This is a genomic window from Pantoea sp. V106_11, from assembly GCF_029967885.1.
Classification (GTDB): Bacteria; Pseudomonadota; Gammaproteobacteria; order Enterobacterales; family Enterobacteriaceae; genus Pantoea; species Pantoea ananatis.
Genome location: NZ_JASCAK010000037.1, coordinates 616,013 through 628,891, shown reverse-complemented (window position 1 = coordinate 628,891; position 12,879 = coordinate 616,013). Strand labels below are relative to the sequence as shown.

The following is a 12,879-nucleotide window of genomic DNA, read 5'->3' as shown; positions in this document are numbered from 1 at the left end:
TACAACAAATCTTCAACGTACGAAAAGCCATGCTGGCGGCAACCGATGCCGCCAGACTGTCTGATCAGATTACGCCGCAGGCAAAGCGTGCCCCGCCGCCGCCGAGCGGTTTCGGGTGATCCGCGTGATTATCGCCGCCCACGTGAACCATCAGTGCCTTGCCTTTTATCTCACTCAGGTTTTTGATCCGGGGTGCCAGCACGGGATAGCTGGCCTTGCCCTGGTCATCCACGTAGAGCGCTGGCAGGTCCCCTAAGTGACCTTCACCGTAGGGTCCGAGATGTTTACCGGTATTATCCGGGTCCAGATGACCACCCGCCGCGCCCGCGGCCACCGTTTTCCCCTCTGATTCACCTGGTTCACAGCTGCCTTTCGCATGGACATGGAAGCCGTGGATGCCCGGTTTTAGCCCCGCCAGCATGGGCGTAAACTGCAAACCATATTGCGTTTCTTCGATCTTCACCGTGCCAACAGATTTGCCGATACCCTGCGGCGACACCTCATGAATCGTCACCTCTTCACTGGCGGCCTGGGCTGCGCCGCAGGTTAACAGCGTCAACAACGCGATAGTTTTCACTTTCATTGTGGCTCCTTAGTGCTCTGGGTTCAGCTTAAGCCTGGCCTCAGTGCGCAAAGATTGCCGCAAATTGACGAATGTTTACGCTCAGGGTACGTCGTAGCCCAGCGCTGCCTTACGAATACGGAACCACTGTTGGCGACTGAGCGACAGATCCACGGCCCCCGCCGCCTCGGTGACGCGCTGGGTTTTGCCGGAGCCGATGATAGGTAACGGCTTGCTCGGCAGGCGCATCACCCACGCGTAGACAACCTGTTCCAGACTGGATGCGCCTGTCTCCTCTCGGACCCGCGCCAGCTCGTCACGTAACGGCTGGAAATGGGGATCGCTGAACAGACGTCCGCCCCCGAGACAGGACCATGCCATAGGGCGCAGGCGCTGCTGCTGGCAGTGATCCAGCGAACCATCCAGCAGCACGTTTTGCTGAACGGGAGAGATTTCAAGTTGATTAGTGACCAGGCTAAAAGGCAGACGCGACTGCAACAGGGCAAACTGCGCAGGTGTAAAATTGGACACGCCGAAATGAAGCACTTTACCGGCCTGATGCAGTTGAAGAAACGCATCGGCAACGTCATCGGCGTCCATAAGGGGATCGGGCCGATGAATCAACAGGAGGTCGAGATAATCGGTGTGAAAAGCCTGCAGCGAACGCTCTGCGCTGGCAAGAATGTGTGCGGTATCGGTGATGTAATGGCCAATCTGATGTTCGGGTTTGGCGCGCGTCGCAATGCCGCATTTCGTGACAATCTGAAGCCGCTGGCGCAGCGAGGGTGCCTGTTTTAATGCTTCACCAAACGCCGCCTCGCAACGGTAATCACCATAAATATCAGCATGATCGACCGTGGAAATTCCCAGTGAAAGATGGTGTTCAATAAAGGCGACCCGTTGCTGTGGCGTCATGTCCCACTCCATCAGGCGCCAGTAGCCCATAATCAGCGGGGAAAAGTGAGGGCCCTGTGGCGCAATAGCTTGCGGTTGTAACATCGTGTTCTCCCTTTGACACAAAAGCGGCTGGTTGTCTGTCAGGGAGTATAACGGAAATCGTGCGGGGGTCAGAACAAGGTCGGTTGCTGGGGTTCCTGAGGCTCATCCTTATGCTGCTGACGCAGCATACGCAGGCGGCGCTGATGGCAAAGGCGCAGCACGTCACGTTTCTGGCTGTCGGTATAGCGCATCCAGTTAAAACGCTCGTCGCGGCTGCGCAGGCAACCGAGACAATAGCCACGTGAATCTGTCTGACAAATACTCCGGCATGGACTGGGAACCGGAAAAAACTCAAGCTGCTCTGCCACAACTGCCCCCGCTAAAACGTGCATCCCTCTATTGAAGACAGACTGGTGCGATTGTGCAAGAAATAATCACAACAAGGACGATTTATTCACTTTCAATACGTGATGATTTAACACTCTGTGCCTGTCCCGCGATTAAAATTTGCATTAGACCGATTGGTCTACCAGGATAAAGCCCATGAACAAGATGCCACAACGTCATGAAACACGTGAACACCTGCTGATAACGGGCGAGAAGCTTTGCCTGCAGCGCGGATTTACCGCCATGGGGCTGAGTCAGCTGCTGACACAGGCGGCCATTCCGAAAGGGTCGTTTTATTACTATTTCCCGTCAAAAGAAGCGTTTGGCGTTGCCCTGCTTGAGCGCTACTTTGTCCGCTACCTGCATGAGGTAGAGCAACAGTTGTCTCAGCCAGCGGGCACGGTGAGAGAACGATTGTTAGACCATTTCAGACATGCGCTTGCGGTGTTTGAACAACAGGGGCACATCGTCGGTTGTCTGAGTGTGAAACTGTCGGCTGAAGTTTGCGACCTGTCTGAACCCATGCGCGGTGCCCTGCAGCACGGTGCCAGTCATGTTATCGCGGCTTATAGCCGCGCCTTAACGACGGCACAGCAGGAAGAAGGACTGATATTGCCGCATCCGCCTGAACAGCTGGCAGAGCTACTCTATGTCTTGTGGCTCGGTGCCAGTTTGCAAAGCAAGCTTTCCCGTAAGGCACAGCCCCTGCGGCTGGCGTTTATTACCATCGAACAGTGGCTGAAAGCGCCACTGGTTTAAAAAAACCACAATTTGTAGACGACCGGTCTACTTAAAAGGAGTTGTTATGGCGAGTACTCAGCTGTTTCGTCCGCTAAAAGTTGGCGCAATTACCGTGCCTAATCGTGTCTTTATGGCCCCGCTGACGCGCTTGCGTAGCATTGAGCCAGGCGATATCCCGACGCCGTTGATGGCCGAATACTATCGTCAGCGCGCGGGGGCGGGCCTGATTATTACCGAAGCTACCCAGATTTCTTTCCAGGCCAAAGGTTATGCGGGTGCGCCGGGTTTACACACCCAGCCGCAAATCGCCGCGTGGAAAAATATTAACGAAGGTATCCACCAGGCAGGCGGACACAGTGCCGTACAGCTGTGGCACACCGGCCGTATTTCACATAACAGCGTCCAGCCGGAAGGTAAAGCGCCGGTTGCGCCTTCGGCGATTCCTGCAGGCACACGCACTTCCCTGCGTGCCGAAGACGGCAGCGTGTATCGCGAAGATACCTCAGTGCCGCGCGAACTGAGCATCAGTGAAATTCAGCAAATCGTTGCCGATTTTGGTCAGGCCGCTGCCAATGCGCGGGAAGCAGACTTCGACATGCTGGAACTGCACTCCGCTCACGGCTATCTGATGCACCAGTTCCTGTCACCGTCCTCGAATCAGCGTACCGATGAGTACGGCGGCAGCGTTGAGAAACGCGGACGTTTTGCGCTTGAAGTGGTCGATGCCGCGATTGCCAACTGGTCAGCGGATCGTGTTGGTATCCGTGTCTCTCCTGTCGGCAGCTTCCAGAACCTGGATAATGGCCCGAACGAAGAAGAAGATGCACTGTGGTACATCGCTGAACTGGCGAAACGCAAGATTGCCTATCTGCATATGTCAGAACCTGACTGGGCAGGCGGTACACCTTACAGCGACGCCTTCCGTCAGAAAGTCCGTGATACCTTCCCGGGCGTAATTATTGGCGCTGGCGCTTACACCGTTGAGAAAGCGGATGATCTTATCAGCCGCGGCTTGATCGATGCCGTTGCCTTTGGTCGGGATTACATCGCTAACCCGGATCTGGCCCAGCGTTTACAACAAGATGCACCACTGAATCCACAGCGTCCCGAATCCTTCTACGGTGGCGGCGCTGAAGGCTATACTGACTATCCTGCACTGTAAAACGCAGGCAGCCGTGAGTCTTTCACGGCTGCGGTTATTCTTTGGCGATTATCGTCGCTATACTGAGTGTTTGTGTCATCCGGGGATGACGTTTTTCAAAAGAGGAAGCTATGCGTTTACTTCATACCATGCTGCGCGTTGGCGATTTGCAACGCTCCATTGATTTTTACACTCGCGTGCTGGGCATGCGCCTGCTGCGCCAAAGCGAAAACGCTGAATATAAATATACCCTGGCGTTTGTGGGCTACACCGAAGAGAGCGAAGGTGCCGTTATTGAGCTGACCTACAACTGGGGCGTTGACAGCTACGATCTCGGTAACGCTTATGGTCACATCGCGTTGGGCGTTGATGATGTTGCCGCAACCTGCGAGCGCATCCGTAACGACGGCGGTAACGTGACGCGTGAAGCCGGCCCGGTCAAAGGTGGCACCACGATCATTGCCTTTGTTGAAGATCCAGACGGTTATAAAATCGAACTGATCGAAAATAAACATGCCGGACACGGCCTCGGCAGCTAAGCCGTCAACATCAGCCCGCGCAACGCGGGCTGATTCTCGCTTCCCTTACCTGTACCTGCTGCAGACGGGGCGCTTTTTTGGCATACTACGCGCTGCCCTTTTTCTGCAATGAGATCCTGATGTCTGAATCGTCTTCCCCCAACGCACTCAATCAACGCTTTCGTGGTTTCTATCCCGTGGTTATCGATGTGGAAACGGCGGGCTTCAATGCGCAAACCGATGCGCTGCTGGAAGTCGCGGCCATTACGCTGAAAATGGATGACGAGGGTTGGCTTCATCACGACCAGACACTGCATTTTCATGTTGAACCTTTTGTCGGCGCTCTGCTGCATCCGGAAGCCCTTGCCTTTACCGGCATCGATCCCAGCAATCCGTTACGGGGCGCGGTGAGCGAATACGAAGCCTTGCATGCCATTTTTAAACTGGTGCGCAAAGGCATTAAAGATACCGGGTGCAATCGCGCGATCATGGTGGCGCATAATGCGACCTTCGATCTTAATTTTATGAATGCCGCCGCCGAACGCGCCAGCCTGAAACGGAATCCGTTTCATCCTTTTGCCACTTTCGACACGGCCGCCCTGAGCGGGTTAGTGCTGGGTCAGACGGTACTGGCCAAAGCCTGCAAAGCGGCCGGGATGGAATTTGACAGCAGTCAGGCGCACTCTGCGCTGTATGACACGCAGCAAACGGCCACGCTGTTCTGCGAACTGGTCAATCGCTGGAAACGTCTGGGAGGCTGGCCGCTGGCTCTAGCGGAAGAGGCAACAGAAGATCAGGGCGCGGCGGAGTAAAGGCCCGTTAAACGAAGAAAAGGCCGACGATGTCGGCCTTTTTTATTATTCCGCTTCTTTAAACTTCTCAGCGGTTTCTTTGACCAGCGGTTGTAATTCACCACGCTGGAACATCTCAACAATAATGTCACAGCCGCCAACCAGTTCGCCATCGACCCACAGCTGAGGGAAGGTTGGCCAGTTAGCATACTTTGGCAGCTCTGCGCGAATATCCGGGTTCTGCAGAATATCCACGTAAGCGAAGCGCTCACCACAGGCAGACAGCGCCTGAACCGCCTGGGCAGAGAAACCGCAACTTGGCAGTTTCGGCGAACCTTTCATGTACAGCAGGATCGGGTTTTCTGCGATCTGGCGCTGAATTTTTTCTACAGTACTCATTATTGCCTTCCTTAATTCGTCACTTCGTGTTTCTTTATTGTAGCGACTTCCCTTCAGGACTGAAAATGAGATTTTCTTCCCGTTAGGGCAAACCGCCATGTTTGTTAAGTCCGCTTGCGCGCTATCCACCCGCTCATCGGGATCCAAAAGGTGAATGCATTAATAATTTGCAATAATTTTGCTGAGTTAACCTGCTGAAATTGCTTATTTATGCCTGCTTTTTACCCAAGTTATTAATTAATAAAAAAAGGACTTACTGTTTTAAAAAAAACTGGACTAGAATGTCTTCGGCGCTGATCGTTGATCAGATTTTTCTTAACCTTGTCAGATATCTGTTGAACCTGACAGCTTAACCAGTAAACGGACTATGCGTTCAATTATTACGCTTCTTATTCTGGCTTTTGCGCAACTGTTCTTTAACGTCGCCTCTGCATCACCGCAGGCGCCGGTTAAGGCCAGCTTGCATAAGGTAGAGAAAAAAAGTGCGCGCGAAGATGAGCGGCGCAAGCGACGCACGGTTAAAGCGTCGGCGAAAAAAAGCCGTTCCTCCGCAGAGCAGAAATCCAGCAAAACGCTTAAAACCAGTAAAAATCCCTCTCACGCGGTTGCCTCTCACAAAACCCTGACCAAAGCGACTGATTCACACAAGAAGCTCACCAAAAAAGTGGCCGCCAACGCCACCAGCAAGAAACGCTATGGTCATCAACGCGCGGTGAAGGTGGCGAAAGCGGACAGCAAGGATACCGGCACCATCAAAATGAGCAACGCACACCGTCAGCGCTATCAAAAAGCACGTGAAACGGCGATGGCGAAACTGATGGGACAGCTGGGCAAGCGCTACCAGTGGGGCGGAAAATCGCCGCATACCGGTTTCGACTGCAGCGGCCTGGTGTGGTACGCCTACAAAGATGTGGTGAAATTTAAAATTCCGCGTACTGCAAATGAAATGTATCACCTGCGGGATGCCGCGCCGGTGAATCGGGAAGCGCTGGAGAAAGGCGATCTGGTGTTTTTCCGCATCAACGGACGTGGCACGGCCGACCACGTGGGTGTTTACCTGGGTAACGGTAAATTTATTCAGTCACCGCGTACCGGAAAGGACATTCAAATCAGTGCGTTAAGCGAAGATTACTGGCAGCGCCACTATATTGGTGCGCGTCGCGTCATGACGCCAAAAACCGTTCGCTAAACGTCACTCCTCCGTCATACCGACGGAACGCAGCCGGGACAGGGAAACCTTCCCGGCTTTTTTATTAGTTCAGAATGGCGGTAAAGCTGAACGCAATAATCATCAACAGTGCAGCCGCCGTGGTCATCAATGACAGTTTCAGATCGGTACTCATCACAACTCCTTAGGCACAATTTTAGTAGGGGTTAAGCATTTTCCCACACGCGTGGGTAAAAATCTCGTTTTATCCGTGCAGCCTTGTTAGAATCCCCTCTTTGTTGCGCAACAGCGCGCAACATCGGTTGCGTCAGCACCCTTTTCAACCGTTATTTCCTGCCCCGATGCCCCATAACCGGTCAGAAAAACGATTTTTTTGCAGAAATAACCGTCCGCTGACGCAAACGTTTAACAACATGCTTATCAACAGGTTAGATAAGCCCGGGAGTTCGATTTTCATGGCAACAATTAAAGATGTGGCGAAACGTGCAGGCGTCTCTACCACAACCGTTTCTCACGTCATCAATAAGACGCGCTTTGTCGCAGAAGATACCCGCGAAGCGGTCTGGGAAGCGATTCGGGAATTACATTATTCACCCAGCGCCGTAGCACGCAGCCTGAAGGTGAATCACACCAAAACGCTGGGCCTTTTGGCCACCTCCAGCGAGGCGCCCTATTTCGCTGAAATTATTGAAGCCGTGGAGAATCACTGCTTTGATAAAGGCTACACCCTGATTTTAGGCAACGCGCATAACGACCTGCAAAAACAGCGTGCCTACCTCTCGATGATGGCGCAGAAGCGCGTCGATGGGCTGCTGGTCATGTGTTCTGAGTACCCGGATGATTTGCTGCAAATGCTGGAAGCCAACCGCAATATTCCCATGGTGGTCATGGACTGGGGCGAATCCCGTGCCGATTTTACTGACACGGTGCTGGATAATGCGTTTCAGGGCGGTTATCTGGCCGGCCGCTACCTCATCGAACGCGGGCATCGCGATATTGGCGCCATTCCAGGGCAAATGGAACGTAACACCGGTGGTGGCCGTCATGCCGGTTTCCTCAAGGCGCTGGAAGAAGCCGGTATTCAGCCGCGTTCAGAGTGGATTGTGCAGGGCGATTTCGAGCCTGAATCCGGGTATCAGGCTATGCAGCAAATTCTGTCGCAGAAGCAGCGCCCAAGCGCGGTGTTCTGCGGTGGCGATATTATGGCCATGGGCGCTATCTGTGCCGCCGATGAAATGGGCCTGCGCGTCCCGCAGGATATTTCGGTGATTGGCTACGATAATGTGCGCAACGCACGCTATTTCACGCCTGCACTCACTACCGTGCACCAGCCAAAAGCGCAACTCGGGGAGAAGGCTCTGGAAATGTTGCTGGACCGCATTACCAGCAAGCGTGAAGAGTCGCAAACCATCGAAGTGCATCCGACACTGATTGAGCGACGCTCTGTAGGCTACGGTCCCTATCGCGACTACCGTCGTTAATCCTCGCTCAACCACTCCTGATTGAGCGTTTGCGCATCACCCAGGTAATTGAGCAACCAGCCCAATGCCGGTGATGCGCGATCTTCCGCCCAACTGACGCAGCAGGGACTTTCTGGAAAAGGCTGGGGCAAGTTAAGTTCGGTCACTTCGCCGCTGTCCAGTAGCGGGCGGGCTAAGTGCCCCGGCACCATTGCGACGCACAGCCCGGCCCGGACGCAGTCCAGCCCGGTCTGCCATTCAGGCACCACCAGTCGGCGTTGATTATCCAGAGCCCAGGTCATACGGCGCGGTAACGCACGCGAGGTGTCTTCCAGCACCAGCGAAGGCCAGTTGCGCAACGCCTCATCATCCAGCCGGGCGACCTGGGTTAACGGATGTTCCCGCGCGACGATGCAGCGCCAGTTCAGAGTTCCCATATCGCGGAAAGCAAACCGCCCGCCCACCGGAATCGCCTGAGTCGCGCCTATTGCGACCTCGACTCTTCCGTCAGCCAGCGCATCCCATACGCCGTTAAACACTTCATAACTGATGTGGAGCTCCATATCCGGAAAGTGGCGATAGAAATCCCTGACGAACTGACGGGTTCGGTGCGGTTTCACAATGCAGTCCACCGCAATCGCGATTTGCCCTCGCCAGCCGTTGGCCAGTTGCTGGCACTGACGGCGCGTGGCATCCATTTTTTTGATGACGCTGCGGCCTTCTCGCACAAAATGTTCGCCCGCAGGTGTCAAAACGACCTCCCGGTGCTGCCGTTCAAACAGCGGTACCGCCAGCCAGGTTTCAAGCTGGCGAACGGTATAGCTGATAGCAGAAGGCACACGGTGCAACTCCTGGGCCGCGGCACTGAAACTGCCGCCACGCGCGACCGCATCAACCACTTCAAGCGCATATTCAGACCACATATCCTGCCTTTAAATTTTTTAACAGCAACAGGCAAATTTTACCGTTTCACAGTATGAAGTACAGCTTTTACACTGCCCCGCGTTTATCCTGCAAAAAATGAGAATCAGATGTCAGCTTCTAAAGGATTCATTCCCTATCTTGCCGTGCTCAGTATGCTGGGCTTTCTGGCCACCGATATGTACCTGCCCGCCTTCGGGGCCATGCAGCAAAGTTTTAACACCTCCGCCGGGATGATCAGCGCCAGTATGAGCCTGTTCCTGGCGGGTTTTGCCTGTGGTCAGCTGGTATGGGGACCGCTGTCAGATCGTATTGGCCGCAAACCGGTATTGCTGGCAGGACTGAGCCTGTTTGCGCTGGGTTGTGCGGGGATGCTGTGGGTGGACGACGTCGTACTGATGCTGGTGCTGCGCTTCATTCAGGCCATCGGCGTGTGCGCGGCTGCCGTGAGCTGGCAGGCCCTGGTGGTCGATCGCTATCCTCAGTCGCGCGCGAATAAAGTCTTTGCCACTATTATGCCGCTGGTCGCGCTGTCTCCTGCGCTGGCCCCGCTGCTGGGAGCCTGGCTGATTAGCCATTTTCACTGGCGCTCAATTTTTGTCGTTCTGACCGCGATTGCCGCAGCCCTGATCCTGATTACGCTGCGCCTGCCATCGGTACAAACAGCCCGCCGCCCGGCCCCGTCACAGCCCGGTTTTATGACGCTGCTGCGTTCACGCGTCTACAGCGGTAACGTCCTGATGTATTCTGCCTGCTCGGCCAGCTTTTTTGCCTGGCTGACCGGATCACCGTTTATTCTGGCAGCGATTGGCCTGTCGCCTGCTGATATCGGCTTAAGCTATATTCCGCAGACCATTGCTTTCTTAGTCGGCGGTTTTGGCTGCCGTGCGCTCCTTAACCGTTTCAAAGGGGCGCAGTTGCTGCCATGGCTGCTCATCGTCTATAGCCTTAGCGTACTGGCCCTGTTTGCCGTCGCCCTGTCAGGCTCGGTTTCACTCACCGCTTTGCTGGTGCCGTTTTGCGGCATGGCGCTGGCGAACGGGGCGATTTATCCCATCGTCGTATCCAGTGCACTTCTGCCCTTCCCCCATGCGACCGGCAGAGCCGCCGCCCTGCAGAACACGCTGCAGCTGGGCCTGTGCTTTGTCGCCAGCCTGGCCGTCTCGGCGGGCCTGACCCAGGCGCTGTTCACCACAACGCTCATCATGGCGGTGACGATTGTACTGGCGCTGGCAGGCTATCAGATGCAGCGCCGCACCGGCGCACAAACTGATATTGCCTCAACGGCACATCCCTGCCAGGATAATCACTGAGGCAACGACTTTTGTCGTCTGAGTGATCAACACGTGACGGGCCCGCCAGCGCCTCCTGTGCCGGGCCCTGATTCGCCGTACCATCATAATAACAATGTTTCACGCAGCCTCATCGCTGTGAAGGTGTCTTTGTGGGCAAATGCACTCTGCTGGCCCCTGCATTGCACCCTTTCTCTGTACGCTTAAGGTTGTCTGGCGCAAGGCGTCATCTGTGACTTTTCTCATAATCCTGAGAAACGGCTCCTGCTCTTTCTCAGGTTCTGACAGTTCTGGTGATGGAGTGGCTATGAGTTCAACATGTGTAGCAGAAGTGAATATCGAACGAAACCATTGGTACCGTATCGTTCATGAGTTATTGCAAAAAGCAGACATCGAAATCAACGGTTCCCGCCCATGGGACATTCAGGTTAAACATCCCGATTTTTTTAAACGCGTCCTGCAAAAGGGCTCTCTGGGGCTGGGCGAAAGTTATATGGACGGCTGGTGGGAGTGCGAGCGGCTGGATATGTTTTTTCATCGGGCGTTGAAACATAAGCTTGATGAGCAGCTTCCTCATCACGTGCAGGATATCGTGCGCATTGCGCTGGCCCGGCTGGTTAACCTGCAGTCGAAAAAACGGGCCTGGCAAGTCGGCAAAGCGCACTATGATCTGGGTAATGACCTTTTTACCCTGATGCTCGATCCTTACATGCAATACTCCTGCGGCTACTGGAAAGACGCCACGACGCTTGAGGCGGCACAGGAAGCCAAACTGGACATGATCTGTCGCAAGCTGCAACTGAAACCCGGTATGACCTTGCTGGATATTGGCTGTGGCTGGGGCGGTCTGGCGGCTTATGCAGCAAGAAACTATGGCGTCAGCGTACAGGGCGTGACGATCTCTGCAGAACAACAAAAGCTGGCGCAGCAACGCTGCGAAGGGCTGGATGTCACTATCCTGCTTCAGGATTATCGCGATCTGAATCAGCAGTTTGACCGCATCGTCTCGGTGGGGATGTTCGAACACGTGGGGCCGAAAAACTACCCAACCTACTTTGCCACGGTCAATCGCAACCTCAAGCCAGACGGGATTTTTCTGCTGCATACCATTGGCGCGCTCAAAACGGATATGCACGTCGATCCGTGGATCGGCAAGTATATTTTCCCGAATGGCTGCCTGCCTTCTTTACGCCATATTGCCGACGTCAGCGAACCGCATTTCATTATGGAAGACTGGCACAACTTCGGCGCTGACTACGACACCACGCTGATGGCCTGGCATGAGCGTTTCCAGCGTGCCTGGCCTGACCTGGCCGGACGTTATGAAGAACGTTTCCGACGCATGTTCTCCTACTACCTGAACGCCTGCGCCGGCGCGTTTCGCGCCCGTGAGATTCAGCTCTGGCAGGTTGTCTTCAGCCGTGGCGTTGAGGGGGGATTGCGGGTGGCGCGATGATTGCGCCTGTTGACGCGCCGTGGCAAGGTCAATACTGTCCGGACCGAACGCGGACGGCAGCCGGTAACCCCGGTTGCCGCGTTATCTGCCTGCCCCCACCTTCGCAGACGGGAAAATGGCGATCTTAAACCGCAGTCCAGGGCTGCAGCACATTCGCGCCGGGCGTCTTCGCCCGGGCGGTTGACACTGCACAGCCGTCAGTCGTCCCGGAAAACGGCGGGCGACACGGCAACCTGCTGGCCTGTGGGCAACGCTTTGGTCACGGCTGGCGTTATTTACCGCTATTCATCCCGATCCGTTTCGGGCTGATCGGCCTGCTCTGCCAGTGCCCTGAGCGCGGCATCTTCACGCTGGGCCAGGACGCGCTCCACCGTGTCCACAATAGCCTGAGTATGGGGATCGATTTCGATGTTGACTCTGTCGCCAAAGGTTTTGCCGCCGAGAGTGGTTCGCTCCAGCGTCTCGGGGATAAGATAAACGCAGAATTTTGTTTTGGTCACGTCGCCTACGGTCAGACTGATACCGTCGATGCCCACAAATCCTTTGTGCAGGATATATTTCATCTGCAAAGGATCCTGAATTTTAAACCAGACTTCGCGGTTGTTTTCAGAGCGGACAATTTTGCAGATTTCAGCCGTGGTCATGATGTGGCCGGACATCAGGTGGCCGCCAATTTCATCGCTGAATTTTGCCGCCCGCTCGATATTCACCACATCGCCCTGCTTGAGATCACCAAGATTGGTCACACGCAGAGTTTCTTTGATCAGGTCAAAACTCACCAGATCGCCGTTGATTTCGGTGACGGTCAGGCAGCAACCGTTATGGGCAACCGATGCGCCCAGCGCTAAACCCGGCAACAGGTCAGCAGGAAGCCTGGCCACATGGGTGCGAAACAGACCTTTATCTTCAATGGACACGATTTCTGCGGTGCCCTGCACAATACCGGTAAACATAGTCTTTGCCTCTACGAAATTTGTGCCAGTTTAACACAGCCATGCTTAAGTGTTAGGTTTCAACAGCCTGAGAGACAGGCGGCACAAGTCCAAAACGCATTGCGTGACAAAGATTGGAGAAATCGGTCGCGCCAGTTACACTAAGCCCTGC

The 12,879-nt window shown here is 54.7% G+C and carries 15 protein-coding genes; 8 read left to right on the top strand and 7 right to left on the bottom strand.

Going from position 1 to position 12,879, the window contains the following annotated elements; all coding sequences use genetic code 11:
- Window positions 1-64: 64 nt before the first annotated feature.
- From sodC to QLG08_RS21755, 3 genes are all read right to left on the bottom strand, one after another.
- Entirely contained in the window at window positions 65-583 is a 519-nt protein-coding gene (sodC, locus tag QLG08_RS21765; protein WP_014605947.1) for a superoxide dismutase family protein, read from the bottom strand.
- Between the two features lie 81 nt (window positions 584-664).
- Window positions 665-1,561: an aldo/keto reductase family oxidoreductase gene (locus QLG08_RS21760; protein ID WP_029569950.1), complete on the bottom strand. Its 897-nt coding sequence runs from the start codon at window positions 1,559-1,561 to the stop codon at window positions 665-667.
- A gap of 68 nt (window positions 1,562-1,629) precedes the next feature.
- Window positions 1,630-1,869: a DUF1289 domain-containing protein gene (locus QLG08_RS21755; protein ID WP_071785158.1), complete on the bottom strand. Its 240-nt coding sequence runs from the start codon at window positions 1,867-1,869 to the stop codon at window positions 1,630-1,632.
- Between the two features lie 175 nt (window positions 1,870-2,044).
- Between QLG08_RS21755 and QLG08_RS21750 the strand changes: the two genes are divergently transcribed.
- The 4 genes from QLG08_RS21750 to rnt all read left to right on the top strand — a co-directional run bounded on the left by QLG08_RS21750 (window position 2,045) and on the right by rnt (window position 5,100).
- On the top strand, window positions 2,045-2,647 hold the full coding sequence (locus QLG08_RS21750; protein WP_022622467.1) for a TetR/AcrR family transcriptional regulator: 603 nt from the start codon (window positions 2,045-2,047) through the stop codon (window positions 2,645-2,647).
- 46 nt (window positions 2,648-2,693) lie between these two features.
- Window positions 2,694-3,791, top strand: a complete 1,098-nt coding sequence (locus tag QLG08_RS21745; RefSeq protein ID WP_014605951.1) for an alkene reductase — start codon at window positions 2,694-2,696, stop codon at window positions 3,789-3,791.
- A gap of 110 nt (window positions 3,792-3,901) precedes the next feature.
- Window positions 3,902-4,309 (top strand): lactoylglutathione lyase, encoded by a 408-nt coding sequence (gene gloA, locus QLG08_RS21740; RefSeq protein WP_013025612.1) that lies wholly within the window; start codon window positions 3,902-3,904, stop codon window positions 4,307-4,309.
- A gap of 119 nt (window positions 4,310-4,428) precedes the next feature.
- Window positions 4,429-5,100 carry a ribonuclease T gene (rnt, locus tag QLG08_RS21735; protein WP_029569947.1) on the top strand — a complete coding sequence of 224 codons (672 nt, stop codon included), beginning with the start codon at window positions 4,429-4,431 and terminating at the stop codon, window positions 5,098-5,100.
- Window positions 5,101-5,145: 45 nt separating this feature from the next.
- On the opposite strand, the gene QLG08_RS21730 is transcribed toward rnt, so the two are convergent.
- Window positions 5,146-5,481 (bottom strand): Grx4 family monothiol glutaredoxin, encoded by a 336-nt coding sequence (locus QLG08_RS21730; RefSeq protein ID WP_170934913.1) that lies wholly within the window; start codon window positions 5,479-5,481, stop codon window positions 5,146-5,148.
- 364 nt (window positions 5,482-5,845) lie between these two features.
- Between QLG08_RS21730 and QLG08_RS21725 the strand changes: the two genes are divergently transcribed.
- Window positions 5,846-6,667, top strand: a complete 822-nt coding sequence (locus tag QLG08_RS21725; protein ID WP_014593610.1) for an NlpC/P60 family protein — start codon at window positions 5,846-5,848, stop codon at window positions 6,665-6,667.
- Between the two features lie 64 nt (window positions 6,668-6,731).
- On the opposite strand, the gene QLG08_RS21720 is transcribed toward QLG08_RS21725, so the two are convergent.
- Entirely contained in the window at window positions 6,732-6,821 is a 90-nt protein-coding gene (locus tag QLG08_RS21720) for a YnhF family membrane protein (protein WP_019105306.1), read from the bottom strand.
- A 280-nt stretch (window positions 6,822-7,101) separates the two neighbouring features.
- Here QLG08_RS21720 and purR point away from each other — a divergent pair, with 280 nt between their 5' ends.
- A complete protein-coding gene (gene purR / locus QLG08_RS21715; protein ID WP_014605954.1) occupies window positions 7,102-8,127 on the top strand; it encodes an HTH-type transcriptional repressor PurR in 1,026 nt (341 codons plus the stop codon).
- Here the strand turns inward: purR and punR are convergent.
- Complete coding sequence (gene punR, locus QLG08_RS21710) at window positions 8,124-9,029, bottom strand: DNA-binding transcriptional activator PunR (RefSeq protein ID WP_013025606.1); 906 nt, start codon at window positions 9,027-9,029, stop codon at window positions 8,124-8,126. The two genes, purR and punR, sit on opposite strands and share 4 nt — an antisense overlap.
- Before the next feature lie 108 nt (window positions 9,030-9,137).
- On the opposite strand from punR, the gene punC reads away from it, so the two are divergent.
- Window positions 9,138-10,340, top strand: a complete 1,203-nt coding sequence (punC, locus tag QLG08_RS21705) for a purine nucleoside transporter PunC (RefSeq protein ID WP_014605955.1) — start codon at window positions 9,138-9,140, stop codon at window positions 10,338-10,340.
- 286 nt (window positions 10,341-10,626) lie between these two features.
- Window positions 10,627-11,775 (top strand): cyclopropane fatty acyl phospholipid synthase, encoded by a 1,149-nt coding sequence (cfa, locus tag QLG08_RS21700; RefSeq protein ID WP_024471835.1) that lies wholly within the window; start codon window positions 10,627-10,629, stop codon window positions 11,773-11,775.
- A 281-nt stretch (window positions 11,776-12,056) separates the two neighbouring features.
- On the opposite strand, the gene QLG08_RS21695 is transcribed toward cfa, so the two are convergent.
- Entirely contained in the window at window positions 12,057-12,728 is a 672-nt protein-coding gene (locus tag QLG08_RS21695; RefSeq protein WP_072403922.1) for a riboflavin synthase subunit alpha, read from the bottom strand.
- Between the last annotated feature and the right edge of the window lie 151 nt (window positions 12,729-12,879).

Bases quoted from the DNA above. Each gene is read 5' to 3' on its own strand.
- gloA (WP_013025612.1), top strand. From the start codon at position 3,902: ATGCGTTTACTTCATACCATGCTGCGCGTTGGCGATTTGCAACGCTCC.
- QLG08_RS21745 (WP_014605951.1), top strand. From the start codon at position 2,694: ATGGCGAGTACTCAGCTGTTTCGTCCGCTAAAAGTTGGCGCAATTACC.
- purR (WP_014605954.1), top strand. From the start codon at position 7,102: ATGGCAACAATTAAAGATGTGGCGAAACGTGCAGGCGTCTCTACCACA.
- punR (WP_013025606.1), bottom strand. From the start codon at position 9,029: ATGTGGTCTGAATATGCGCTTGAAGTGGTTGATGCGGTCGCGCGTGGC.
- sodC (WP_014605947.1), bottom strand. From the start codon at position 583: ATGAAAGTGAAAACTATCGCGTTGTTGACGCTGTTAACCTGCGGCGCA.
- rnt (WP_029569947.1), top strand. From the start codon at position 4,429: ATGTCTGAATCGTCTTCCCCCAACGCACTCAATCAACGCTTTCGTGGT.
- QLG08_RS21720 (WP_019105306.1), bottom strand. From the start codon at position 6,821: ATGAGTACCGATCTGAAACTGTCATTGATGACCACGGCGGCTGCACTG.
- cfa (WP_024471835.1), top strand. From the start codon at position 10,627: ATGAGTTCAACATGTGTAGCAGAAGTGAATATCGAACGAAACCATTGG.
- punC (WP_014605955.1), top strand. From the start codon at position 9,138: ATGTCAGCTTCTAAAGGATTCATTCCCTATCTTGCCGTGCTCAGTATG.
- QLG08_RS21750 (WP_022622467.1), top strand. From the start codon at position 2,045: ATGAACAAGATGCCACAACGTCATGAAACACGTGAACACCTGCTGATA.
- QLG08_RS21695 (WP_072403922.1), bottom strand. From the start codon at position 12,728: ATGTTTACCGGTATTGTGCAGGGCACCGCAGAAATCGTGTCCATTGAA.
- QLG08_RS21725 (WP_014593610.1), top strand. From the start codon at position 5,846: ATGCGTTCAATTATTACGCTTCTTATTCTGGCTTTTGCGCAACTGTTC.
- QLG08_RS21760 (WP_029569950.1), bottom strand. From the start codon at position 1,561: ATGTTACAACCGCAAGCTATTGCGCCACAGGGCCCTCACTTTTCCCCG.